Source organism: Pseudomonas sp. ERMR1:02, from assembly GCF_002277815.1.
Taxonomy (GTDB): Bacteria; Pseudomonadota; Gammaproteobacteria; order Pseudomonadales; family Pseudomonadaceae; genus Aquipseudomonas.
On sequence record NZ_NKJI01000005.1, the window covers coordinates 194,082 to 218,645 of the forward strand.

A 24,564-nucleotide genomic window follows, 5' to 3' on the forward strand; every position below is an offset into this window, starting at 1 on the left:
GCCAGACATGCTTAAACGCCTTCTTCTCGTCCTTGCCAGTGCTTCTCTGTTGTTGATCAACGGGGCTCACGCTAACGATAATCCCGATACCGACATGGTGTTGCTGACGGAAAACTTTCCTCCGTACAACATGGCGAAGAATGGCAAGAACTTCGCTCAGGACGAGAATATCAATGGCATCGCCACTGATATCGTCCGTGAGATTTTCAAGCGCGCCGACATTACCTACAGCCTGACATTGCGTTTTCCTTGGGAGCGCATCTACAAACTCACCCTGGAAAAACCCGGTTACGGTGTGTTCGTCATGGCGCGGCTACCGGACCGCGAAAAGCTTTTCAAATGGGTTGGCCCCATCGGTCCGGACGACTGGATCATGTTGGCGAAGGCTGACAGCAAGATCACCCTCGAAACGCTGAATGACGCACGCAAATACAAGATCGGTGCGTACAAGGGTGACGCAATCGCCGAGACTCTGACCAAGCAGGGGCTCAATCCGATCGTCGTGCTGCGCGATCAGGACAACGCGAAGAAGCTGGTCAACGGTCAGATCGACCTTTGGGCTACAGGCGACCCGGCCGGCCGTTATCTGGCTCGACAGGACGGCGTGACCGGGCTCAAGACAGTGCTGCGCTTCAATAGCGCCGAGCTTTATCTGGCGCTGAACAAGGACGTGCCGGACGAAACCGTTGCCAAGCTGCAGGCTGCGCTGGATCAGCTGCGCAAGGAAGGCGTGGTGGACGACATTATGGCTCGTTACCTGTAGGTGCTGGTGAGTCTGTCCCCGGCATGGGGCTGAGGACTTCGCCGTCTTTTTCTGGCGGATATTCGGTCAAGTAAAGACTGTCGATATCGGTGTAGCGGATGGCAGTCGCCACTTGAGTACCGTCTTCGCGCAGTAGTCTGTAATCACTTTGCATCAGATAAACCGCCACGACTTTGTTTTTCGCGACACGTGTGATGATCTCCACGGGTGTCGAGGTTATCCAGTCGCTGTGTGATGTTTCGGTGTGCGTGAAATCCTTGCTCAGTCTCGCCGAGAACCTTATTGGGGATGACAGCAAAAGAAACAGATGCACCGGGTTTGACACGTAAAGCGGCCATTCGGATACGACCCTGATAGTAGTGACATCAGTGAACGCTTCCAGCAATTCAATCCTCTGGACTCGCGGTGCTTTCCATTTGAAGGTCTGGCCGACAATGCCGGTGTTATGGCCGTGCCCGGCGAGCACATAACGGTCCGATCTTTCCAGGCGGTAGAACGCTGATGTCCGGAATTGCTCAAGCGGTGTCAGGTCCGGGTCTTTGACCGCGAACCAGGGCAGTCGGACAGTTTGAGTGATCTTGACCATCTCTTCGGTTGCGGGCGTGTCGTAGCCGCAGAGGATTGGAGCCGCGGGAGGGGTATCGACCTGCAGAGGTATCTGCATGCGCAATGAGTAAGCGGCGTCTTCTGCTGCAGGTCGGGTATGGCGGGTGACACCGACAAACGTACCCGGCGAAAAATAGAGCTCTCCAGCTGCTGCGCTTGGCGGCTCGATGGCCCAAGCACTGAAGTCCTGTTTGGCACCACTACCGCTGTCGCTCCAGATCCTGTTGCTGACGTTCGACGCGATCACCAAGTCTGCTCGCACGCAACGAACGGTGTTAGACGATGGCTTATCGCGTCCATTGGAGCACACCATCCCCAGTGCAACATAACCGGCGGGAGGAATCGGGCGCCATATCGTGCAGTCCGCGGCGGCACCCGAGCTTGAATCTCTCCAGACGCGTTCAAAGTCATCAGGCGCGCTGAGCGCTTTACCTTTCGAGGCATCTCCGTCCTCCGGGGCGCCTTCACAGACCACCGCTACAATGGTGTTTCCATTGATGTTGTCGTATCCGGGCGTGGCGAAATCGCCGAGTGGAAAATACCCCGGTAGTAAATCGGGGGCGGGGGTAGGGCGCCAAAAACTGCCAGACTTCGAATCAGAACCCCTGCTGTCCCAGATTCGGTGAAAATCAGTCGTAAAGTTGATTAACAGATTACCGAACTTTATCGGTTCCCTTTGCCCTGCGGGCGATGTTTCGTTTTCACGGGTGTTCATATTCAATCCTGATAGTTCAAAGGTGACTTTCGTAAGTCACGAATGGTTGAGTTCTTACTATCAGGAGTCGGGCGAGGCGTCTGGCGGTAACTATTTATAGTTTGTGGCAGTTATAGGTTTTGGAAGGGTTTATCTGTAGGTGCCGTCTTTGCCATGGGCGGCCGTTGCACGATTGCCACGCACGCTGATCATCTGGCGGATATCGATCCACTCAATCCCCTGGGTCTTGAGTTTCGGCAATTCCCGCTCCAGTACCGCCAATGTCTGTGGATAAGGATGACCGATCATCACCGCCGAACCCTGTTTGCGCGCCAGGTCAATCGCGGTCTGCAATTGGGTGTAGATCGCCACTTCGGTGCGTTCATCATCAAGAAACACATCCCGCGAAACACTTGCCAGATCGATCTTCTGCGCCTGTTGTGCCGCTACGGTTTGCGCGCTGGTGCGGCTGTCGACGAAAAACATGTGCCGTCGCTGCAGCTCACCCATCAACCATGCCATGGCGGCCGGTTGAGCGGTCATGCGACTACCCATGTGGTTATTGATGCCAGCGGTATAGGGCACCATTTTGAAGGCGGCGTTGAGACGTTTTTCGAGCTCTTCGATGGGCAGTTCAGGATGCCAGGCGAACGGGCCGGTGGCGGGGTCCATGGGCATGTGCAGAATGACGGTTTTGCCGGCGCGATGGGCTTCGCGGGCGAATTCGGTAGCGTGTGGGGTATCGGGCATGATCGCCGTGGTAACAGGGCCGCGCAGAGCCAGCACGCGGCGATCCCGGGGCAGGTTCTGCCCCAGGTCATCAATGATCAGGCTCAGGTAGGCCTTGTGAGGCGTCGGCCTGACGGGTTCTGCGTGAGCAGTACCCGTCAGGCAGCACAACAGGACGAGGATGAAGCGCAGATCCATCCTCAACGGCCGGAGGTGATGCTCAGCCCTTTAAGCAGGCTCAAGGCCTGGGCCAGTTGGTAATCGTCATCCTGTGGCATCGCTTTGGCTTTGCCGCCAGAACCTGTCGGTTTGTCGGCACCGCCGTTGCCATTGCCCAGGTGACCTTGCAGGTCGGCTTCCTTGAAGTAGTCGCCGTCCTGCTCGCTGGTGATCTTGGCCTTGCGTACTTCGATGTCCGGGACGATGCCTTGGGCCTGAATCGAGCGACCGTTCGGCGTGTAATACAGTGCCGTGGTGATTTTCAGCGCGCGTTCGTTGTTTAGCGGCAACACGGTTTGCACCGAGCCTTTGCCGAAACTGGTGGTGCCCATGACTACGGCGCGTTTCTGATCCTGCAAGGCGCCGGCGACAATTTCCGAAGCCGAAGCGCTGCCGCCGTTGATCAGTGCAACCATCGGCACGGCTTCGCTTTCGTCTTTGCCGGTGGCCGAGAAGCGCAGTTCGGAGTTGGCGATACGGCCCTTGGTGTAGACGATCAGGCCTTTGGTGATGAAGTGATCGACCACTTCCACCGCCGCTTGCAGCACACCGCCTGGGTTGTTGCGCAGGTCCAGGATGATGCCGTTGAGCTTCTTGCCGTTGTCCTTGCGCAGCTTGGCCAAGGCCTTGGAGACCTCTTCACCGGTCTTGACCTGGAACTGGGTGATGCGGATGTAGCCGTAGCCCGACTCCAGCAGCTGGCTCTTCACGCTCTTCACTTGAATGATGGCGCGGGCCAGGGTCACGTCGAACGGTGTGCCGCCGTCGCGTACCAGGGTCAAGGTGATTTTCTGGCCGATCTTGCCGCGCATTTTGTCCACGGCTTCGGTCATGCTCTGGCCACGGGTCGGCTGGCCGTTGATCTTGACGATGAAATCGCCGGCCTGAATGCCAGCCTTCGAGGCTGGAGTGTCATCGATCGGCGACACCACCTTAATGAAGCCGTCTTCGGCGCCGACTTCGATGCCCAGGCCACCGAATTCGCCGCTGGTGCTTTCCTGCAATTCAGCGAAGTCTTCCGGGCCAAGGTAAGCGGAGTGCGGATCAAGGTTACTGAGCATGCCCTTGATGGCGTTTTCCAGCAGGGTCTTGTCGTCCACTGGCTCGACATACGCGGCCTTGATCCGATCCATGACCTCGGCGAAGGTGCGCAACTCTTCCAGCGGCAATGGCGCCTTGGTGGTCGCAGCAGTGCCCACCGGTGCGACCGCCGGGGCCGGTTGAGCGGCGAACGCCAACGGTGCGCCGATCACCAGGGCGATCGTCAGGGCCAGCGAGGTAAGGCGGGACAAATGCAGCATGTCGAACGAACTCCTGAATTGGATGGCGCGCTTATCCTTGCGCGCGACACCATTGTGCCGGATCACTCGGGTGACCCTGCTGACGAATCGCGAAATACAGCGCTGGCGTGTCCTGTCCGCCACTGTTACCGACAGTGGAGATGGACTCACCGGCTTTTACCACGTCACCCGCAGACTTGAGCAACGTCTGGTTGTGACCATAAAGACTCAAAAAACCGTTGCCGTGATCGAGAATCACCAGCAACCCGGCGCCGCGCAACCAGTCGGCGAACACCACACGACCGCCATGCACCGCATGCACCGCGCTGCCGGCGGACGCGCCGATCATTACCCCATCCCACTTGGTCCGGGCATCGTCGCCACGGTTTTCACCGAAACGCGCTAACAGTCGACCGTCGACAGGCCATGGAAGTTTTCCGCGGGTTGACGCAAACGGGCCGCCAAAGGTCTCGCCTGAACTGGAAACCAATGCGCCAGGTGTCGATTTAGCGGGTTTGCGTGGGGCATCGTCACTGGCATCTGCCTGCGCCTGCGCCTGAGCCTCACGTAAACGCTTTTTTTCGGCTTCCTGCTGGGCAATCAGCGCTTTTTGTCGCGCTTCTTCTGCCTCACGGGCCTGGCGGGCCAGGGTTTCTTCAATGGTTTTAAGGACTTTAGACAGGTCTGCCTGATCCTGCTCGCGGGCTGCCAGTTTCTGGTCGCGAGCCTTCACGTCGTCATTGAGCTTGGTCAGGACTTGCTGGCGTTCCTGGCGGACTTTGTCGAGTTCGTCGCGCTGACTGTCGAGGCTGCTGTTCTGTACCAGCAACTGGGCCTGTTGCCTGGCGATATCCTGCTCGACGTTGGCCAGCTGGCGCAGGGTTTCGTTGAAATTCTTCAGCTGCTCCAGGCGGGCCTGGCTCAGGTAATCGTAATAGGTGAGGGTTCGGGCGAATTTCTCGGGATTCTGCTGGTTGAGCAGCAGCTTCAAGTATTCCTGGCGACCGTTCTGATAGGCCGCCCGGGCCTGAATGGCGATCAGTCGTTGCTGTTCAGTGCGCGCGCTCTGGAGTTTTTTTTTCTCCGCATCGAGTCGCTGTAACTCGGATTCACTCTTCTTCAGCTCTTTTTGCAGGGCTTCGACCTGCTTTTCGAGCTTGCCCATCTCGGTCTCGGTGCCCTTGAGGTCTTTCTGCACACCGGACTTCTCTTCCTGCAGCTTGCCCAGCAGTTTTTTCAGCTCGGCAATGTCCTGACGCGTGGCGTCCAACTGTTGTTGGGTTTGCGCGCGCTCGTCAGCAAAGGCCGGTTGGAGCAGGCAAGTCAGAGCAAGGGCTATCAGGACGCGAAGCATAGAGGCGGGTGACACCAGGGAAAGGGACGGCCTAGTATGCCCGCCCCACGCTGCAAAAAAAACGCCCAATTGGGGCTGTGTGATAACTGGAGTAAGCGACAGGTCCGATTCCATTTGGAAAACTCCATAAACCACTGTGGGAGCTGGCTTGCCAGCGATGGCGTCTGCACATTCAACATAGTCGTTGGCTGTCAGACTGCTATCGCTGGCAAGCCAGCTCCCACAGGTTTTAGTGGTGTTTACAGAGACTGCTTACACCAGAATCGAGGTCCCGGTCATTTCCACAGGTTTTTCCAGGCCCAGCAGCTTCAGCATGGTCGGCGCCACGTCTGCCAATACCCCGCCTTCACGAACCTTGAGGTTACGCTTGCCGACATAAATGAACGGAACGGGTTCGGTTGTGTGCGCGGTGTGGGCCTGGCCGGTGGATTCGTCGGCCATCTGCTCGACGTTGCCGTGGTCGGCGGTGATCAGCGCTTCGCCGCCGACTTTCTCCAGGGCATCGACGATGCGGCCGACGCACTTATCCAGGCACTCAACGGCTTTTACCGCCGCTTCGAACACACCACTGTGGCCCACCATGTCGCCGTTGGCGTAGTTGACGACGATCACGTCGTAACGCTGGTTTTCGATGGCGTCGACGATGCGGTCGGTCACTTCCGGCGCGCTCATCTCAGGCTGCAAGTCATAGGTAGCGACTTTCGGCGAAGGAATCAGAATGCGCTCTTCACCCGGGAACGGTTCTTCGCGGCCACCGGAAAAGAAGAAAGTCACGTGGGCGTACTTCTCGGTTTCAGCGATACGCAGCTGGGTCTTGCCGTTTTTCGCCAGGTAGTCGCCCAGCACGTTTTCCAGGCTGCCGGCAGCGAAAGCCGATGGCGCGGGGATGCTGGCGGCGTATTGGGTCAGCATCACGAAGCCGGCCAGTTCAGGCTGACGGCTGCGTTCGAATTCCTTGAAATCGTCTTCGACGAATACGCGGGTCAGCTCGCGGGCACGGTCGGCGCGGAAGTTCATGAACACCACAGCATCGCCGTCTTCGACTTTGACTGGTTCGCCGATGGAGGTGGCTTTGACGAATTCATCGCTCTCGCCACGTTCGTACGCAGCCTGCAGGCCTTCTTGAGCGCTGGCGGCGTTGAATTCGCCATTGCCGTCGACGATCAGATTGTAAGCCTGGGATACGCGGTCCCAGCGATTGTCACGGTCCATCGCATAGTAACGACCGATGATGCTGGCGATGCGACCTTTGCCCAGAGCCTGGAAGGTGGCGTCGAGCAACTCAATCGACGATTGCGCACTTTTCGGCGGCGTATCGCGGCCATCGAGGAAGGCGTGCAGGTAGATTTTTTCCGCGCCGCGTTTAGCGGCCAGTTCGGCCATGGCGACCAGGTGATCCTGGTGGCTGTGTACGCCGCCATCGGACAGCAGACCCATAAAGTGCACGGCCTTGCCGGCCGCGACGGCCTTATCCACCGCAGCGCAAATGGTCGGGTTTTCGAAGAATTCGCCGTCGCGGATCGATTTGGTCACGCGAGTGAAGTCCTGGTACACCACGCGGCCGGCACCGAGGTTCATGTGGCCGACTTCGGAGTTGCCCATCTGGCCATCCGGCAGACCGACATCCATGCCGCTGCCGGAGATCAGGCCGTTCGGCACGGTGGCCCACAGACGGTCCAGTACGGGTTTATTCGCCGCAAAAATCGCGTTGGATTCAGGGCTCTCACTGTGACCGAAGCCGTCGAGAATGATCAGGACCAATGGTTTAGGCGTGGTAGTCATGGAATCCACTCTGGCTTGAGTTAAAAAGGGGCGATGGAAAAGGGAGTGGCAGTTTAAAGCGAAGTTCCGGCCACGTCACCGCCGGACGGGGTTTGGCCCACCATGGGGGCTGTGTATACTGGCCGACATTTTAACGCCCTGGAACCTCCTTCGATGGTTGATCACCTGATTCAATTCGCCACCAACCACTACATTCTCGTGGGTATCTTCGTTGTACTGGCGGCCCTGCTGTTGGCCTATCAGATGCAAGGCGGCGGCCGCAGCCTAAGCACCGGTGAACTGACCGGCCTGGTCAACAAGGACGCGGGCGTTGTGATCGACATTCGTTCGACCAAGGATTTTGCTGCCGGTCACATTGTTGGCGCAGTCAACATTCCTCAGGACAAACTGGCCGCCCGTATCGGCGAACTGGAAAAGCATAAGGCCAAGACCATCATCCTGGTCGACGCCCTGGGCCAGACTGCCGGCACCCATGCTCGTGAACTGATGAAGGCCGGCTTCACCGCCGCCAAGTTGTCCGGTGGTGTTTCCAGCTGGAAAGCCGACAATCTGCCACTGGTGAAGTGATATGAACAACGTCGTCGTCTACTCCAGCGATTACTGCCCCTATTGCTCGCGAGCCAAGTACCTGCTCGAGAACAAAGGCGTGGCCTTCGAAGAGATCAAGGTCGATGGCAAGCCTCAGGTGCGCGCCGCCATGGCTCAGAAAGCCGGACGTACGTCCGTGCCGCAGATCTGGATCGGCAGCACCCACGTAGGTGGTTGTGATGATTTGTTTGCTCTGGAACGTGCCGGCAAGCTCGACGCAATGCTCAAGGCCTGAATTCCGTACCCTATAAAAGACCCAAGATCAGAAAGGATCTGAGATGACTGACCAACAGAACACTGCAGCTAGCGAAGAAGAAACCGCACCGCAATTCTCCTTGCAGCGCATCTACGTACGTGACTTGTCCTTCGAAGCTCCGAAAAGCCCGGCGATCTTCCGCCAGCAGTGGGAACCGAGCGTGGGTCTGGATCTGAACACCCGCCAGAAGGCTCTGGAAAACGACTTCCACGAAGTCGTACTGACCCTGTCGGTTACCGTGAAGAACGGTGAGAACGGAGAAGTGGCGTTCATTGCAGAAGTGCAACAGGCCGGGATCTTCCTGATCAAGAACCTGGACGATGCATCGATGAGCCACACCCTGGGTGCGTTCTGCCCGAACATCCTGTTCCCGTACGCTCGTGAAACCCTGGACAGCCTGGTGACCCGTGGTTCGTTCCCGGCCCTGATGCTGGCTCCGGTGAACTTCGACGCGCTGTACGCACAAGAACTGCAGCGCATGCAGGCGGCTGGCGAGACTCCAACCGTTCAATAAGCTGCGCTGCTGAAAATCGCGGGCGAGCCCGCTCCCACAGGATTGTGCAAAACCTGTGGGAGCGGGCTTGCCCGCGATTGTTTCTGTCAGGCGAAAAGTGTTTCGGACTACTTGAAGCCGTTCTGCCGCCAGGCCTCGTAAACGGCTACCGCCACGGTGTTGGACAGGTTCAGGCTGCGACAGCCTTCACGCATCGGCAGGCGCAGGCGTTGTTCGTCGGGCAGGGCATCCAGCACCTCGGCCGGCAAGCCACGGCTTTCCGGGCCGAACAGGAATGCATCGCCCTCGACGAAGCTGGCGTCGTGGAACGGCCGCGAGCCCTTGGTGGTGAAAGCGAACACCCGTGGGTGACCCAGGCTTTCCAGGCAGCTTGGGAGGTCCGCGTGGCGTTGCAGGGTGGCATACTCGTGGTAATCGAGGCCGGCCCGGCGCAGGCGCTTGTCGTCCATCTCGAAGCCCAGCGGTTCGATCAAATGCAGGTGGCAGCCACTGTTGGCGCACAGCCTGATAACGTTGCCGGTATTCGGCGGAATTTCTGGTTGGAAAAGGATGACGTGAAACATGCACGGCTCCGAAGGTAAAGATGAGCGGCATTCTACGCCGCAAGCCGACCCTCGTTCGAAACTATTCCTGCGAGTGATGGCTTCGCTGGCGATTGTCGGAGTGATGGTGGGGATGATGATCGGTCGCCTGACAACCCCCGACCCCAGCGAATTGCAGCAAGTCGAGGTGACGAATGACGGGCTAGTGGTGTGGTTCAACAACGAGCCCAAGACCCATGGCGAGATCGTCGATGGCAGTATCGCGCTGTTGTTCGAAGCTCAAGGCAAGGCGCAAAAAGGTCAGCTCAAGCTCGACGGCAAGGACGTGAACTGGCGAACGCGTTTGAGTGATGGGGGGTTGTTGTTGACGCTGGTGGCAGCCCGGCCCCTGCAGGGCGATTGGGCTGGTAGCGAGGTCGATGACCGCTGGCGGCTGGAGATCCATCTCCGGGAGCAATAAAAGAGGGAATCCCCGGCCTGCCTGTACCAAGGTCCCCAAACGGGAGGGCTCGCGCATTGCGTCGTGAACCCGGTGTAAAGAAGGAATCCCCGGCCTGCCTGTACCAAGGACCCCAAAACGGGAAGGCTCGTCGCTTGTGCGGTGTGAGCCCGGTGTAAAGAGGGGAATCCCCGGCCTGCCTGTACCAAGGTCCCCGAAACTGGGTAGTGAACTGAATCACTGATGAGACTATTGCAGGGGGCGTGCCAGGTTTTAACGAGTTGAAACACAAAGACGCTTAAAAACGTTGAAAGCCCCGTAATCCGGGGCTTTCGTGTTTTTTCGATAGGGGTTCGATTGCGAACAATGGTGGGACTGTAGATCCGTTGCCGTGCGCGATTGCGGTTCACGGTGCATTCAGTCGGTGCACGTTGGCCCAAAAAGCTTCGCGGGCAAGCCTCGCTCCTACAGGTCAACAAATATCCCGTAGGAGCGAGGCTAGCCCGCGAATGGATCTGAAGAACGGCGGTGATCTTAAGGCGACTAGCCCTCATCCCCCTCATCATCATCCCCACCATCCACCTTCATCCCCAGCTCCTTGATCTTGCGCGTCAGGGTATTACGCCCCCAGCCCAACAAAACCGCGGCATCACGGCGGCGGCCAGCGGTGTGTTTGAGGGCGGTTTCGATCATGATCCGCTCGAAGGCCGGCACGGCGCTGTCCAACAGGTTCGACTGACCGCGCGCCAGAGCCTGATCGGCCCATTGGCGCAGCGCCTGCTCCCAATTGGTCACCGGTGCCGAATCCTGAGGCAAGCTCAGCAGCTCCGGTGGCAGGTCGCCGATATGCACTTCACGACCCGAAGCCATCACGGTGATCCAGCGGCAGGTGTTCTCTAGCTGACGTACGTTGCCCGGCCATGGCAGGTTCTTCAGGTATTCCTCTGTCTCGTTTTTCAGCAGTTTTGGCTCGACGGCCAGCTCTTGCGCGGCACGGCTGAGGAAGTGCTTGGCCAGGGTCGGGATGTCTTCGCGGCGGTCTGACAAACGCGGAATGTGGATTCGGATCACGTTGAGACGGTGGAACAAGTCCTCACGGAATTTCCCGGCGTGTACCAGGGTTTCCAGATTCTGGTGGGTCGCGGCGATGATCCGCACATCCACCTTTACCGGCACATGCCCGCCAACCCGATAGAACTCGCCATCGGCCAGCACCCGTAGCAGGCGGGTCTGGGTATCAGCCGGCATGTCACCGATTTCGTCGAGGAACAACGTACCGCCATCCGCCTGTTCAAAGCGTCCACGACGAAGGTTGGCGGCGCCGGTGAACGCGCCTTTTTCGTGACCGAACAGCTCGGATTCCATCAGGTCTTTCGGGATCGCCGCCATGTTCAGCGCGATGAACGGCGAAGCCGCGCGCGGGCTGTGGCGGTGCAGGGCATGAGCTACCAGTTCTTTACCAGTCCCCGATTCGCCGTTGATAAGCACAGTGATATTGGAGTGGCTCAAGCGCCCGATGGCGCGAAACACTTCCTGCATCGCCGGCGCTTCGCCGATGATTTCCGGGGTGCGCGTCAGGGCGACCGGGACTTCCAGCCCTTGTTGTTCTTGAGCGTGCTGGTTGGCGCGCTTGACCAGGGAAACCGCTTCATCGACGTCGAACGGCTTGGGCAGGTATTCAAACGCGCCGCCCTGATAGGACGCGACAGCGCTGTCCAGATCGGAATGCGCCGTCATGATGATCACTGGCAGCCGTGGGTGTTGTTCGCGAATCCGCGCAAGAAGGTCCAGGCCGCTGGCGCCGGGCATGCGGATGTCAGAGATGATCACGTCCGGCTGCTGGCGCGCCAGGCGGCTCATCACGCCATCGGCGCTGTCGAAGCTTTGTGTGGTCATGCCTTCTTGCTGCAAGGCTTTTTCCAGAACCCAACGGATAGAACGGTCGTCATCGACGATCCACACGGTTTCACTACGGCTCATGTCGATGCGGCTCCTTGTTCCAGTGGCAGAAAGATCGAGAAAGTGGTGTGGCCTGGGTGGCTGTCACATTCGATCAGGCCCTGGTGCTGGCTGATGATGTTCTGGGTAATGGCCAGGCCCAGCCCGGTACCGTCCGGGCGACCGCTGACCATGGGAAAGAAGATGGTTTCCTGGAGTTCCGCAGGAATGCCCGGACCGTTGTCGATGATTTCGATCTTGGTCACCAGGCGATGGCGCACGTGGCCGATAGTGAACTGGCGCATCGCACGGGTACGCAGGCTGATGCGGCCCAGGCGCAGCTCGTTCTGGCTGCTGATGGCCTGCATCGCATTGCGCACGATGTTCAGCACGGCCTGGATCATCTGTTCGCGATCAATCAATACGTCGGGAATGCTCGGGTCGTAGTCGCGCACCAAGGTGATGCAGCCCTGGCTTTCGGCCTCCACCAGATGGCAAACGCGCTCCAGCACCTCATGGACGTTGCACATGGCGAGCGACGGCAGCTTATTGGAGCCGAGCATACGATCCACCAAATTACGCAGGCGATCGGCTTCCTCGATGATGACGTTGGTGTAGTCGCGAAGGCTTTCTTCCGGGAGTTCACGGGCCAGCAATTGCGCTGCGCCACGAATGCCGCCCAGCGGATTCTTGATTTCATGGGCGAGGCCGCGCACCAGCATCTTGCTGGTTTCCTGTTTCGACAGCTGCGCTTCTTCCTTGGTGATACGCAGCAGGCGGTCGCGGGGATGGACTTCGAGCAGCAGCATCGTTTCGCCACTGCTCAGGATCGGCGTGACCGCGTAATCGACCGTCAGAGTCTGACCGGTGAGGGCGGTGAGCATCGCTTCGCGCTTGGTGAACGGATGCGCCTGCTGGACCGCCTGGCGCAAGGAATTCAGGGCCTCGGTGGACTCGGTGAATAACTCGCTGATGAACTGACCATGGCTACGCTGGCCGCTGATGGCCAGAAGCATTTCCGCCGCCGGGTTCATGTACTCGAGGCGCAGTTCGGCATCGAGCAGGATGGTCGCGGTGGTGAGGTTGTCGAGTAGCAAGCGGTGTAGTGCGTCGCTGATGGTCATTCAGGACCTCTTTTGGCGCATGAATAAAGAGCTGATACGAGGAAACTGCAAAAACCAAACCAAGGCTCCGAAAAGAAGCGCTCAACGCCTGAAACGGGCGTTTGACGCTCGATTGCGTGGCGCTCCGGCAGATGTCGCGGGTATTTTCGAACCAAAATGGGTTGGAATTCGAGCGCTGTGCAACCATTCGCACCAATATAGTGCGCAAACCTGAACAAGGTTAAAAGAAGCGTAGGAACGGATTTTTTCTTCGACGGGTTTGTCGCTGAGTGAGCATTCCGGCCGTTGTAGTCGCTGAGGGTGCAGGGTTTAGTCAGCCGATTGCCCTGGGCATCGACATAGGTGAAAACCGCCGCCGACGTGGGCGGTGCGATCAGGCACGTGATAGCAGCCAGACCTTCAAGGCTTGTGCATCCGTTGCACGGTAAAGGTCACAGCGGGGCTTTGCTGGATCACGGTTTCGCCTTTGATCACTTGCACGGCGAGGCTGTGCAGGCCGCGATCAATGTTCTCCAGTTGCAGGATCGGCACGTTGCCTGGTTGGCCGTAGGGTTGCTCGTCCAATAGCAACCTGAACAGATGCGGACCTTGCAGGCGTGGTTTGATCAACACGTTAACGGTGAAAGTGCCGTTGTTGGCGCGTAGGGCTCCAGTGGTGGGCGGGCCGGTGAGTTCGAGCACCTCGTAGGCGCTGTGGGGTTGCTCGTGGGCTTTGGCAGGGGGTGCGGGTTTGCCGGGTGATAGTGTATCAACGCTGTTGAGGGGTGGCAGCTCGACCGGCTGAGCCTTTACGCCATCCGGCGGCTGATTGCTGTAGGCGGTGTTTCCGTCGGCGTCGGTGTACTTGTAGATCTGCGCTGCGGCGGGCAGGGCGATCAGTAGCAGGATGAAGAGAAAACCACGACCCATAAAATCGACCGGAAACGAAAGCGTTGGATTGCAGCATAGGTCAGGGGTGGTGGTTGGCCCAGCTTGTTAACATCTGGGCACAGAAGAGCAAGATCAAAAGATCGCAGCCTTCGGCAGCTCCTACAGGTGTATGCATTCCAATGTAGGGGCTGCCGAAGGCTGCGATCTTTTGACAGCCCCATAAAAAAGGCCTTCCGAAGAAGGCCTTTTTTTGTCACGCCGCTTGCGCAGGCGCTACCGGATCAGCAGCTGTAGTACAGCTCGTATTCCAGTGGGTGTACGAAGGTACGTACTTTGATTTCTTCTTCGCTTTTCAGGGCGATGTAAGCGTCGATGAAGTCGTCGGAGAACACGCCGCCTTTGGTCAGGAACGCACGACCTTTGTCCAGCTCTTCCAGGGCTTCTTTCAGGCTGCCGCAAACTTGTGGAATTTCTTTCGCCTCTTCAGGCGGCAGGTCGTACAGGTTTTTGTCAGCTGCGTCGCCAGGGTGGATCTTGTTCTGGATACCGTCCAGGCCAGCCATCAGCAGCGCTGCGAAAGCCAGGTACGGGTTGGCTGCTGGATCCGGGAAACGAGCTTCGATACGGCGGGCTTTAGGGCTCGACACGTAAGGAATGCGGATCGAAGCGGAGCGGTTACGGGCCGAGTAAGCCAGCATTACTGGAGCTTCGAAGCCTGGAACCAGACGCTTGTAGGAGTTGGTCGCCGGGTTGGTGAAACCGTTCAGGGCCTTACCGTGCTTGATGATGCCGCCGATGAAGTACAGAGCGGTATCGGACAGGCCGGCATAGCCTTCGCCTGCGAAGGTGTTCTTGCCATCTTTCCAGATGGACATGTGTACGTGCATACCCGAGCCGTTGTCGCCGTACAGAGGCTTAGGCATGAAGGTAGCGGTACGGCCGTAGGCATCGGCAACGTTGTGCACGACGTACTTCAGGGTTTGAACTTCGTCGGCTTTCTTCACCAGGGTGTTGAACTTGACGCCGATTTCGTTCTGACCGGCAGTTGCCACTTCGTGGTGGTGAACTTCAACGGTCTGGCCCATTTCTTCCAGTGCGTTGCACATGGAGGTACGGATTTCGTGGTCGTGGTCGAACGGCGGAACCGGGAAGTAGCCGCCTTTGACGCCTGGACGGTGGCCTTTGTTGCCGCCTTCCACGTCCTGGTCGGACATCCACGAACCTTGTTCAGAGTAGATCTTGAACATGGAGCCAGAAATGTCGGACTTGAATTTCACTTCGTCGAAGATGAAGAACTCAGGCTCTGGACCCGCGAAAACGGTGTCACCGATACCGGAGGACTTCAGGAACTCTTCGGCTTTCTTGGCGATCGCACGTGGGTCGCGGTCGTAGCCTTGCATGGTCGAAGGTTCGATGATGTCGCAGACCAGGATCAGGGTCGGCTCTTCGGTGAACGGATCGAGAACGGCGGTATCGTCAACCGGCATCAGGATCATGTCGGAGGCTTCGATGCCTTTCCAGCCAGCGATGGACGAACCGTCGAACATTTTGCCGACTTCGAAGAAGTCGTCTTCCAGCCCGTCGCGAGCCGGCATGGTCACGTGGTGCTGAATGCCTTTGGTGTCCGTGAAGCGCAGATCAATCCACTTGACGTCATGATCTTTGATGAGTTGAACCGACTTCGACATAGTGTCCTCCGGGTGGATTAGGGCTGGTAGTGGATGCCCTTTAATGTTTGTGATGCCGGCGCGAATACTCTGCCAAGGCAACCTGCCTCACAAGGGAGCAAATTGCATGCCAGTGCCCCAGCTTGGGTTTTTTGCCCCAATTTCACGCTTATAGACGTGCAAAGGGTCTTTAAGCGGAAAATCTCGCCCCTTAATGTAGCGTCGAAATTGGAAAGTGACCCGTTTTGGTGCGCGCGAAACCTTCTGCATATTAACTGGTTAAACCTTGAGCAATTTCCGCTATAATCCGCGCCCCCCTTTTTCGGCAGGCCTCGCGCGCGCTGTTTCCATGAAATTAATCGTAAAAGTCTTCCCCGAGATCACCATCAAGAGCCGCCCGGTACGGATGCGTTTCATCCGCCAATTGGCCAAGAACATCCGTGCCGTGCTCCGCGATCTGGACCCGGCTGTGGTGGTGAACGGCGTATGGGACAACCTCGAGCTGGAAACCCGCGTCAGCGATCCCAAGGCGCTCAAAGAGATGGGCGAGCGTCTGAGCTGCATGCCGGGCGTCGCGCATTTCCTGCAAATCGACGAGTATCCGCTGGGCGATTTCGACGACATCGTCGAAAAGTGCAAGCAGCACTACGGGGATGCACTGGCCGGGAAGATCTTCTCGGTGCGTTGCAAGCGCGCCGGCAAGCACACGTTTAGCTCGATAGATATCGAGAAATATGTCGGCAGCCAGTTGCGTCGCCAGTGCGGTGCCGCCGGGATTGACCTGAAAAAGCCTGAAATCGAAGTTCGCATCGAAGTTCGCGACCAACGGTTGTTCGTGATCCACAGTCAGCACAATGGCATCGGCGGTTATCCGCTAGGCGCGCTGGAGCAGACGCTGGTGCTGATGTCCGGTGGTTTCGACTCCACCGTCGCGGCTTACCAGATCATGCGCCGTGGGCTTATGGCGCATTTCTGCTTCTTCAATCTGGGCGGACGGGCCCATGAATTGGGCGTCATGGAAGTCGCGCATTTCATCTGGAAGAAGTACGGCAGCTCCCAACGCGTGTTATTTGTCAGTGTGCCGTTCGAGGAAGTGCTGGGAGAAATTCTCGGCAAAGTCGATAACAGTCATATGGGCGTCGTATTGAAGCGTATGATGTTGCGCGCTTCCTCCCGGATTGCCGATCGACTGCAAATCGACGCGCTGGTTACCGGTGAGGCGATCTCCCAGGTGTCGAGCCAGACGTTGCCGAACCTGTCCGTGATCGACTGCGTGACCGACAAGCTGGTCTTGCGCCCACTGATCGTCAGTCACAAGCAGGACATCATCGATACTGCCAACGAAATCGGCACCGCCGATTTTGCCCGGCACATGCCGGAATACTGCGGGGTCATTTCGGTCAATCCGAAGACTGCCGCCAAGCGCCACCGTGTGGAGCATGAAGAGAAAGAATTCGACATGGCAGTCCTTGAGCGAGCGCTCGAGAACGCCAAGCTGGTGCCGATCGATCGGGTGATCGACGAATTGGGCCAGGACATACAGATTGAAGAAGTCAGCGACGCGCTGGCAGGTCAGATCGTGATCGACATCCGCCACCCGGATGCTGCCGAGGATGACCCGCTGGAACTCGCTGGTATCGAGGTACAAGCGATGCCGTTTTATGCTCTGAACGCTCGTTTCAAGGAACTGGACCCTACTCGCCAGTACCTGTTGTATTGCGACAAAGGCGTGATGAGTCGCCTGCATGCCCACCATTTGCTCAGTGAGGGGCATGCCAATGTGCGCGTTTATCGACCGAGCTAAGAGCCCGGGGCTGTTTGCCTGTGGCCTGCGTCACCGGCCCCCGACTCTGCCGTCAAGCTGTAACGGCAAGGCCTGACTCTACTGTAAATCGCTGCCAAGACTTGTCAGCACACCGAATCCTCTGATCGAGATACACAAGTGATCGAAAATCTACGCAACATCGCCATCATTGCTCACGTTGACCATGGTAAAACCACCCTGGTAGACAAACTCTTGCGTCAATCCGGCACCCTGGAGCGCAACGAGCTCAACGACGAGCGCGTGATGGACTCCAACGACCAGGAAAAAGAGCGCGGTATTACCATTCTGGCGAAAAACACCGCCATCAACTGGAACGGCTACCACATCAACATCGTGGACACCCGGGCCACGCCGACTTCGGCGGCGAAGTTGAACGTGTAATGTCGATGGTTGACTCCGTTCTGCTGCTGGTTGACGCTCAAGACGGCCCTATGCCGCAAACCCGATTCGTGACCAAGAAGGCTTTCGAAGCCGGCCTGCGTCCAATCGTGGTGATCAACAAGGTTGACCGTCCAGGCGCGCGTCCGGACTGGGTTCTGGATCAGATCTTCGACCTGTTCGACAACCTGGGTGCTACTGAAGAACAGCTGGATTTCAAAGTCGTATACGCCTCGGCCCTGAACGGTATTGCCGGTCTGGATCACACCGACATGGCTGAAGACATGACCCCGCTGTACCAGTCGATCGTCGACAACGTACCAGCGCCGAAAGTCGACCGTGACGGTCCGTTCCAGATGCAAATTTCCGCTCTGGACTACAACAGCTTCCTGGGTGTTATCGGCGTTGGCCGTATCGCTCGTGGTCGCGTCAAGCCGAACACTCCGGTCGTGGCTATCGACGTTGACGGCAAGAAGCGTAACGGTCGTATCCTGAAGCTGATGGGTCACCACGGTCTGCACCGCATCGACGTTGAAGAAGCTTCGGCTGGCGACATCGTCTGCATCAGCGGCTTCGACCAACTGTTCATCTCCGACACTCTGTGCGACCCACTGAACGTTGAAGCGATGAAGCCGTTGACCGTTGACGAACCAACCGTTTCGATGACCTTCCAGGTAAACGACTCGCCTTTCTGCGGTAAAGAAGGCAAGTTCGTGACCAGCCGTAACATCAAGGAACGTCTGGACAAAGAGCTGCTGTTCAACGTTGCACTGCGCGTTGAAGAAGGCGACTCGGCTGACAAGTTCAAAGTCTCCGGCCGTGGTGAGCTGCACCTCTCGGTACTGATCGAAACCATGCGTCGCGAAGGCTTCGAAATGGGTGTTGGTCGTCCGGAAGTGATCATCCGCATGGTTGATGGCGTCAAGCACGAACCGTACGAAAACGTGACCATCGACCTGCCGGAAGAATCCCAAGGCGCGATCATGGAGCAAATGGGCCTGCGTAAAGGCGACCTGACCAACATGGTTCCGGATGGCAAGGGCCGTGTACGTCTTGAGTACAACATCCCGGCTCGTGGCCTGATCGGTTTCCGTAACGAGTTCCTGACCCTGACCTCCGGTGGCGGCATCCTGACTTCGATCTTCGATCGTTACGACGCGATGAAGTCCGGCGACATGTCCGGCCGTCAGAACGGTGTACTGGTTTCGGTTGCAACCGGTAAGGCACTGACCTACTCGCTGGAAACCCTGCAGGCTCGTGGCAAGCTGTTCGTTGAGCACGGTCAGGACATCTATGAAGGTCAAATCGTTGGTCTGAACAGCCGCGACAACGACCTGGGTGTTAACCCGACTAAAGGCAAGAAGCTCGACAACATGCGTGCTTCGGGTAAAGACGAAACTATCGCTCTGGTTCCGCCTGTCAAGTTCACTCTGGAGCAAGCTCTGGAGTTCGTACAGGAAGACGAGCTGTGCGAAGTCACTCCTAAGTCCATCCGTCTTCGCAAGAAGATCCTGGGCGAAAGCGAGCGTACCCGCGCTGCCAAGAAGTCCGGTAACTAAGTCATTTAGTTAGCTGACAAAAAAACGCCCCCGGTCGAAAGGCCGGGGGCGTTTTTGTTGTGCGCCCAGCATGGGCGCAATCTTGTGGGTGAAAGTCCCGCCGTGAGCTGACCACAGCGAACGAAGTGAAGCGCAACTGCATGAGGGTGACCGAGTGTGGGGAGGAAGCGTGAATCGAAACCGTGAGCCGATGGACAAGAACCGGATATAAGGCGATGCCGACCAGGGCGAGCGGGCAATAAATCGCAAAGCTCTTGTGGTCAAAGGGCGGCAACGTAAATCCGGCGGTTGTGCGGGGAAGGATTGCGTTCTTACCTGGGGAGATCTCGCCTCGTGCCTGAAAGGGCGACGGCGTAAGCCGGAGCGAGAAGTCAGCAGAGGCCGTAGTAGTCTTTTTTTTGACGAAGGGCCGAACGAGAGAAAGCGTTATAGGCCATGTTGATGCGAACGACCGGAAGTCAGATGCCTGCCAAACGCGGGGCGGATAGAGACTGCGAACGGTGAAACCGTGAGAAGCTCCGTCAGCGACGAGGTCAATCGCCCGCAAAATGAACCCGACAACGCAGGGCAAGGGCTGCTGGAGCGGGCCTTTGCGAGAGAAAACCTGAAACGGGCGTGGAAGCGGGTCAAGGCCAACAAAGGTGCGGCGGGAGTCGACGGTCTGGATATTGAACAGACCGCCGAGCATCTGCTGACTCGATGGCCAACAATTCGTGAACAGCTTCTATCAGGTGTCTACCGGCCCAGTCCGGTACGCCGAGTGGTCATTCCCAAACCTGACGGCGGTCAGCGCGAGTTGGGTATTCCCACGGTCACCGACCGCTTGATCCAACAAGCGTTCCTGCAAGTCTTGCAGCCAATACTCGATCCGACGTTCAGTGAACATAGCTACGGCTTTCGCCCGGGGCGCTCGGCGCAGGATGCCGTTCTAGCGGCTCAGCGTCATGTGTCTTCAGGGCGCAGAGTGGTGGTGGATGTTGATCTGGAGAAGTTCTTTGACCGGGTCGATCACGACATTTTGATTGATCGTCTAGGCAAAAGGATCGCGGACCGGGCGGTTGTTCGCTTGATCCGGGCTTATCTGGATGCGGGAACGCTGATCAATGACGTGGTCGAGAAAAGCCGCTGCGGGGCGCCGCAAGGCGGTCCGCTGTCGCCGTTGCTGGCGAATGTGCTGCTGGACGAAGTGGATCGGGAGCTTGAGCGTCGAGGTCATTGCTTCGTGCGCTATGCCGACGATGCGAATGTGTATGTCCGCAGTCATAAGGCGGGGCAACGGGTGATGGACTTGCTGAAGCGTCTGTATGAAAGGCTGCACTTGAGCGTCAACGAGAGCAAGAGTGCGGTGGCGAGCGCGTTTGGCCGCAAGTTTCTGGGATACGCCTTCTGGGCTTCTCCACAAGGCGTCAAAAGAGCAGTGGCGGTCAAGGCGCGCAAGCAGTTCAAACAACGGATACGCGAACTCACCCGTCGCTCAGGCGGTCGCAGTCTGCGACAAGTTGTCGAGAACCTACGCCCTTATCTTATGGGCTGGAAAACTTACTTCGGGTTGTCACAAACGCCGAAAATCTGGCGAGAGCTGGACGAGTGGATGCGACACCGATTGCGAGCGATCCAGCTTAAACAATGGAGGCGTGGTCCGACGATTTACCGCGAACTGCGGGGGTTGGGAGCCAGCAGCCAAACGGCTCGGAAAGTGGCGGCCAACTCTCATAGCTGGTGGCGTAACAGCCGCTTTGAGCTCAATCGAGTGTTGAATGTGGCGTGGTTCGACAGACTGGGTCTGGTGCGACTCTCATAACCTCAATCTCTCGAACCGCCCGGTGCGGACCCGCATGCCGGGTGGTGTGGCAGGGGAGCGGCCTATGAAGGCCGCCCCCTATGCCGATTGTCTTGAATTTGTGCGGAAAATTTGATGGCCTCTTCGCGGGCAAGCCTCGCTCCTACAGGTTCTGCGCATGTCACGTGAATCGCGCATGACCCGTAGGAGCGAGGCTTGCCCGCGAAGAGGCCAGATCAGTCAGCGAAAATTCGGGTCAGAACTTCTCGAGAGTCCGGCGACTGCTGCTTTCACGCACCACTTCTTTGGGCTTGTACGCGCAATACCCCGGCCGTGGGCCGATTTTGGGATGATTGCGGCAAGTGTCGGGGCGCTTTTCATAAATAGTGCACAGACGGCTCTTACGATCCAGGTACAAGCAATCGTTGTTGCTCATGCGCTGAAGTGTGAAGATCTCGGACTTCTGGTTGTAACGCTCGACGATCCCTTCTTTCTGCAGGCGCTTGGCGATGTTCTTCGGTGGATCACCGCGCTCGAAATCGTCGACGATGCCGATACGGATCAGATCCTTGATCTTGACCTCGACGGGCAGGGTGCAGCAGCTGGACATGCAGCCACCACACATCGGGGCGGAGTACTTGGCCCAGGTATCGAGTCGGTCGATCTCCGCGGCGGCGATCAGGTTGGGCTTCATCATCGGTTGTTACCAGCGTGCATCAGGGCGCGCGATCATACCGGGACTGGTGGATTTTTGAACAACCTTTCGCCAGATTTTTTCTGCGCCGCCAATTGACCGCTAATCCGGCACGGCCCCTGCATTGATTCACGTACACGACAATGTAATGCCGGCCCAATCGTACTCACGGGAAAAACTGCCGAACCAGAGCCTCTACCGCCTGTCAGACCGTCTAGGCTCAGACAATTCCAAGCTCGCTCGAGGTCTTATCGATGACTCAAGAACCACTTGTTCGCGAAGCAGAGGTGGCCGCATTCCGCGACGCCGTCTTGACCAAACTCACTTATGCGGTGGGCAAGGACCCGGATCACGCCTTCGACCATGACTGGTTCGAAGCCATTGCGCTGGCCGCGCGTGATCACATGGTCGAGCACTGGATGGACCACACTCGGCAGATCTACCGCAAAGGTCAGAAACGCGTTTATTACCTCTCCCTGGAATTTCTCATCGGCCGGTTGCTTTACGACAGCCTGAGCAACCTCGGCCTGCTCGATGTGGCACGTGAGGCGCTGACTGAACTTGGCGTCGACATTGAGCGCATTCGCTTGCTGGAGCCCGACGCGGCGCTGGGTAATGGCGGCCTCGGTCGTCTGGCGGCGTGCTTCATGGAAAGCATGTCGACCCTCGGCATCGCCGGTCATGGTTACGGCATTCGTTACGAACACGGCTTGTTTCGCCAGGCAATTGTCGATGGCTGGCAGCAGGAACAGACCGAACACTGGCTGGATTTCGGTAACCCCTGGGAGTTCGAGCGGCCAGAGGTGGCTTACCCGATCGGCTTTGGTGGCGGCGTCGAGACCGTTACCGATGAGAGCGGCAAGTCCAGGCAAGTCTGGCACCCGGCGGAAACCGTTCGGGCCATTGCCTACGACACACCGGTGGTCGGCTGGCGGGGGCGAGCGTGAACACGTTGCGCTTGTGGCGCGCACGGGCCATGGAAGATTTACACCTGGAACGCTTCAATGCGGGTGACCACTTGGGCGCGGTCGCTGAAGTGGCCCGGGCCGAAGCATCTCCCGCGTGCTCTATCCGGCGGACAGCACCGAAGCCGGCCAGGAACTGCGCCTGCGTCAGGAATATTTCTTCGTCGCCGCGTCCCTGCAGGACCTGCTTCGTCGCCATCGCAACATGCACACCTCGGTGCTGACCCTGGGCGACCATGCGGCGATCCAGCTCAACGACACCCACCCCTCGATTGCCGTCGCCGAACTGATGCGGCAATTGGTCGACGTGTATGACGTGGCTTGGGACGCGGCATGGCAAGTCACGGTCGACACGCTTTCCTACACCAACCACACACTGCTGCCCGAAGCGCTGGAAACCTGGCCGGTGGGTTTGATGGAACGCATGCTGCCGCGGCACATGCAGATTATTTACCTGATCAACGCCCAGCACATCGATTCGCTGCGCGCCAAAGGCATCCACGATTTCGACGTGCTGCGCGCAGTGTCGCTGATCGAAGAAGACAACGGTCGTCGCGTGCGCATGGGCAACCTGGCGTTCCTTGGCTCCCACAGCGTCAACGGCGTGTCGGGGTTGCATACGCAACTGATGCGCAAAACGGTGTTCTCCGAACTGCACAAGCTCTACCCGGATCGGATCAACAACAAAACCAATGGCATCACCTTCCGCCGCTGGTTGTACCAGGCCAACCCGAGCTGACCTCGATGCTGGTCGATGCCCTCGGCCCTGGCATTCGGGATAACCCTGAGGACGGTTTGATCGCCCTTGAACCGTTCGCCGAGAAGGCCGCGTTTCGCAAGGCCTTTGCCGAACAGCGTCTGCACAGCAAAAAAGCCTTGGCGCACATCATTCACGAACGGCTGGGTGTGGCGGTCAACCCGGCGGCGATGTTCGACGTGCAGGTCAAGCGGATCCATGAGTACAAACGCCAGTTGCTCAACCTGATGCACACCGTGGCGTTGTACCAGGCGATTCGCGCCGAGCCGGAAATCGACTGGGTGCCGCGGGTGAAGATCTTCGGTGGTAAAGCGGCGGCCAGTTATCACCAGGCCAAATTGATCATCAAACTGACCAACGACATCGCCCGTGTGGTGAACAACGACCCGACCGTGCGCGGCTTGCTCAAGGTGGTGTTCCTGCCCAACTACAATGTCAGCCTGGCGGAGAGCATCATTCCGGCGGCGGATTTGTCCGAGCAGATTTCCACCGCCGGTTTCGAGGCGTCGGGCACCAGCAACATGAAATTCGGCCTGAACGGCGCGCTGACCATCGGTACGCTGGACGGTGCCAACGTGGAAATGTGCGACCGCATTGGCGCCGAACACATGTTCATCTTCGGCCTCAGCGCCCAGCAGGTTGAAGCGCGCAAGCAGAACCACGAGTTCAGCGCGGTGCCGGATATTGCCGCGTCCCATCGGCTCAGCGATGTGCTGCAAGCGATTCGCGGCGGGGTGTTCTCGCCGGATGATCCGTCGCGTTACACCGGGCTGATCGATTCGCTTGTGGACTACGACCGCTTCCTGGTCTGCGCCGACTTCGATTCCTACTGGAACGCGCAGATGCGGGTCGAAGCCCATTGGCACGATTCCCAGCAATGGTGGCGCTCAGCGGTGCTGAACACGGCGCGGATGGGCTGGTTCTCTTCAGACCGGACGATTCGTGAGTACGCCACGGATATCTGGAAGGCGTTGGAGTAACTTTTAGCAATAATTGCGCGCAAGGCCCGGCGATTGCCGGGTCTGGTCGATATACTAAGCATCAACTTGATCCATGTGGGAGCGGGCTTGCTCGCGAAAGCGGACTGACATTCGGCATCTATGTTGACTGTCAGGCCCTCTTCGCGAGCAAGCCCGCTCCCACATTGGATTTGTGGCGCCGGTTCTAACCGTTTTCACACTGGATTCCGGGCGTCTGGTCACTAGACTCAGACAGACGCTGTACCGCCCGGACTCGCCCCA

At 58.1% G+C, this 24,564-nt stretch carries 18 protein-coding genes and 2 pseudogenes; 9 read left to right on the plus strand and 11 right to left on the minus strand.

The window, feature by feature from the left end:
- Positions 1-7: 7 nt before the first annotated feature.
- A complete protein-coding gene (locus tag CES87_RS11755) occupies positions 8-763 on the plus strand; it encodes an ABC transporter substrate-binding protein (protein ID WP_128606236.1) in 756 nt (251 codons plus the stop codon).
- Here CES87_RS11755 and CES87_RS11760 read toward each other — a convergent pair.
- The 5 genes from CES87_RS11760 to gpmI form a co-directional block, all read right to left on the minus strand.
- Positions 744-2,084: a Vps62-related protein gene (locus CES87_RS11760; protein WP_128606237.1), complete on the minus strand. Its 1,341-nt coding sequence runs from the start codon at positions 2,082-2,084 to the stop codon at positions 744-746. The genes CES87_RS11755 and CES87_RS11760 overlap by 20 nt on opposite strands.
- A gap of 129 nt (positions 2,085-2,213) precedes the next feature.
- Complete coding sequence (locus tag CES87_RS11765; protein WP_128606238.1) at positions 2,214-2,990, minus strand: divergent polysaccharide deacetylase family protein; 777 nt, start codon at positions 2,988-2,990, stop codon at positions 2,214-2,216.
- Between the two features lie 2 nt (positions 2,991-2,992).
- Positions 2,993-4,312, minus strand: coding sequence for a S41 family peptidase (locus CES87_RS11770; protein ID WP_128606239.1), 1,320 nt, complete (start codon positions 4,310-4,312; stop codon positions 2,993-2,995).
- A gap of 31 nt (positions 4,313-4,343) precedes the next feature.
- On the minus strand, positions 4,344-5,645 hold the full coding sequence (locus CES87_RS11775; protein ID WP_128606240.1) for a murein hydrolase activator EnvC: 1,302 nt from the start codon (positions 5,643-5,645) through the stop codon (positions 4,344-4,346).
- 252 nt (positions 5,646-5,897) lie between these two features.
- On the minus strand, positions 5,898-7,427 hold the full coding sequence (gene gpmI, locus CES87_RS11780; protein WP_128606241.1) for a 2,3-bisphosphoglycerate-independent phosphoglycerate mutase: 1,530 nt from the start codon (positions 7,425-7,427) through the stop codon (positions 5,898-5,900).
- A gap of 153 nt (positions 7,428-7,580) precedes the next feature.
- Here gpmI and CES87_RS11785 point away from each other — a divergent pair, with 153 nt between their 5' ends.
- Genes CES87_RS11785 through secB form a run of 3 tightly spaced genes read left to right on the plus strand, consistent with a single transcriptional unit; the run spans position 7,581 to position 8,785 of the window.
- Positions 7,581-7,994, plus strand: coding sequence for a rhodanese-like domain-containing protein (locus CES87_RS11785; RefSeq protein WP_128606242.1), 414 nt, complete (start codon positions 7,581-7,583; stop codon positions 7,992-7,994).
- Between the two features lies 1 nt (position 7,995).
- A complete protein-coding gene (gene grxC, locus CES87_RS11790; protein ID WP_007939440.1) occupies positions 7,996-8,250 on the plus strand; it encodes a glutaredoxin 3 in 255 nt (84 codons plus the stop codon).
- Between the two features lie 43 nt (positions 8,251-8,293).
- Complete coding sequence (gene secB / locus CES87_RS11795) at positions 8,294-8,785, plus strand: protein-export chaperone SecB (protein ID WP_059406415.1); 492 nt, start codon at positions 8,294-8,296, stop codon at positions 8,783-8,785.
- 107 nt (positions 8,786-8,892) lie between these two features.
- On the opposite strand, the gene CES87_RS11800 is transcribed toward secB, so the two are convergent.
- The gene (locus CES87_RS11800; protein ID WP_128606243.1) at positions 8,893-9,348 is read right to left on the minus strand and encodes a tRNA (cytidine(34)-2'-O)-methyltransferase; all 456 of its coding nucleotides are present in this window, start codon (positions 9,346-9,348) and stop codon (positions 8,893-8,895) included.
- Between CES87_RS11800 and CES87_RS11805 the strand changes: the two genes are divergently transcribed.
- Positions 9,347-9,787 carry a hypothetical protein gene (locus CES87_RS11805; protein ID WP_128606244.1) on the plus strand — a complete coding sequence of 147 codons (441 nt, stop codon included), beginning with the start codon at positions 9,347-9,349 and terminating at the stop codon, positions 9,785-9,787. The two genes, CES87_RS11800 and CES87_RS11805, sit on opposite strands and share 2 nt — an antisense overlap.
- A gap of 522 nt (positions 9,788-10,309) precedes the next feature.
- Here CES87_RS11805 and ntrC read toward each other — a convergent pair.
- The 4 genes from ntrC to glnA form a co-directional block, all read right to left on the minus strand.
- Positions 10,310-11,746: a nitrogen regulation protein NR(I) gene (gene ntrC, locus CES87_RS11810; protein ID WP_128606245.1), complete on the minus strand. Its 1,437-nt coding sequence runs from the start codon at positions 11,744-11,746 to the stop codon at positions 10,310-10,312.
- Positions 11,743-12,828, minus strand: a complete 1,086-nt coding sequence (gene glnL, locus CES87_RS11815; RefSeq protein WP_128606246.1) for a nitrogen regulation protein NR(II) — start codon at positions 12,826-12,828, stop codon at positions 11,743-11,745. The genes ntrC and glnL overlap by 4 nt, the downstream gene beginning before the upstream one ends.
- Positions 12,829-13,227: 399 nt before the next feature.
- Positions 13,228-13,737 (minus strand): DUF4124 domain-containing protein, encoded by a 510-nt coding sequence (locus CES87_RS11820; protein WP_128606247.1) that lies wholly within the window; start codon positions 13,735-13,737, stop codon positions 13,228-13,230.
- 242 nt (positions 13,738-13,979) lie between these two features.
- Positions 13,980-15,386, minus strand: coding sequence for a type I glutamate--ammonia ligase (gene glnA / locus CES87_RS11825; protein WP_128606248.1), 1,407 nt, complete (start codon positions 15,384-15,386; stop codon positions 13,980-13,982).
- A 328-nt stretch (positions 15,387-15,714) separates the two neighbouring features.
- Between glnA and thiI the strand changes: the two genes are divergently transcribed.
- The 3 genes and pseudogenes from thiI to ltrA all read left to right on the plus strand — a co-directional run bounded on the left by thiI (position 15,715) and on the right by ltrA (position 20,928).
- A complete protein-coding gene (gene thiI, locus CES87_RS11835; RefSeq protein ID WP_128606250.1) occupies positions 15,715-17,169 on the plus strand; it encodes a tRNA uracil 4-sulfurtransferase ThiI in 1,455 nt (484 codons plus the stop codon).
- 138 nt (positions 17,170-17,307) lie between these two features.
- Positions 17,308-19,127: pseudogene (typA, locus tag CES87_RS11840) on the plus strand (translational GTPase TypA).
- Between the two features lie 508 nt (positions 19,128-19,635).
- Positions 19,636-20,928, plus strand: coding sequence for a group II intron reverse transcriptase/maturase (ltrA, locus tag CES87_RS11850; protein ID WP_128606251.1), 1,293 nt, complete (start codon positions 19,636-19,638; stop codon positions 20,926-20,928).
- A gap of 235 nt (positions 20,929-21,163) precedes the next feature.
- Here the strand turns inward: ltrA and CES87_RS11855 are convergent, their stop codons facing one another.
- Positions 21,164-21,604 carry a YkgJ family cysteine cluster protein gene (locus CES87_RS11855; RefSeq protein ID WP_178081416.1) on the minus strand — a complete coding sequence of 147 codons (441 nt, stop codon included), beginning with the start codon at positions 21,602-21,604 and terminating at the stop codon, positions 21,164-21,166.
- Between the two features lie 251 nt (positions 21,605-21,855).
- Between CES87_RS11855 and CES87_RS11860 the strand changes: the two are divergent.
- Positions 21,856-24,303, plus strand: a pseudogene (locus CES87_RS11860) (glycogen/starch/alpha-glucan phosphorylase).
- Positions 24,304-24,564: the final 261 nt, after the last annotated feature.

Coding starts and splice junctions, on each gene's coding strand:
- grxC (WP_007939440.1), top strand. CDS start 7,996: ATGAACAACGTCGTCGTCTACTCCAGCGATTACTGCCCCTATTGCTCG.
- glnL (WP_128606246.1), bottom strand. CDS start 12,828: ATGACCATCAGCGACGCACTACACCGCTTGCTACTCGACAACCTCACC.
- CES87_RS11800 (WP_128606243.1), bottom strand. CDS start 9,348: ATGTTTCACGTCATCCTTTTCCAACCAGAAATTCCGCCGAATACCGGC.
- gpmI (WP_128606241.1), bottom strand. CDS start 7,427: ATGACTACCACGCCTAAACCATTGGTCCTGATCATTCTCGACGGCTTC.
- CES87_RS11760 (WP_128606237.1), bottom strand. CDS start 2,084: ATGAACACCCGTGAAAACGAAACATCGCCCGCAGGGCAAAGGGAACCG.
- ntrC (WP_128606245.1), bottom strand. CDS start 11,746: ATGAGCCGTAGTGAAACCGTGTGGATCGTCGATGACGACCGTTCTATC.
- secB (WP_059406415.1), top strand. CDS start 8,294: ATGACTGACCAACAGAACACTGCAGCTAGCGAAGAAGAAACCGCACCG.
- CES87_RS11805 (WP_128606244.1), top strand. CDS start 9,347: ATGCACGGCTCCGAAGGTAAAGATGAGCGGCATTCTACGCCGCAAGCC.
- CES87_RS11775 (WP_128606240.1), bottom strand. CDS start 5,645: ATGCTTCGCGTCCTGATAGCCCTTGCTCTGACTTGCCTGCTCCAACCG.
- CES87_RS11820 (WP_128606247.1), bottom strand. CDS start 13,737: ATGGGTCGTGGTTTTCTCTTCATCCTGCTACTGATCGCCCTGCCCGCC.
- CES87_RS11755 (WP_128606236.1), top strand. CDS start 8: ATGCTTAAACGCCTTCTTCTCGTCCTTGCCAGTGCTTCTCTGTTGTTG.
- CES87_RS11770 (WP_128606239.1), bottom strand. CDS start 4,312: ATGCTGCATTTGTCCCGCCTTACCTCGCTGGCCCTGACGATCGCCCTG.
- CES87_RS11765 (WP_128606238.1), bottom strand. CDS start 2,990: ATGGATCTGCGCTTCATCCTCGTCCTGTTGTGCTGCCTGACGGGTACT.
- CES87_RS11855 (WP_178081416.1), bottom strand. CDS start 21,604: ATGATGAAGCCCAACCTGATCGCCGCCGCGGAGATCGACCGACTCGAT.
- CES87_RS11785 (WP_128606242.1), top strand. CDS start 7,581: ATGGTTGATCACCTGATTCAATTCGCCACCAACCACTACATTCTCGTG.
- thiI (WP_128606250.1), top strand. CDS start 15,715: ATGAAATTAATCGTAAAAGTCTTCCCCGAGATCACCATCAAGAGCCGC.
- glnA (WP_128606248.1), bottom strand. CDS start 15,386: ATGTCGAAGTCGGTTCAACTCATCAAAGATCATGACGTCAAGTGGATT.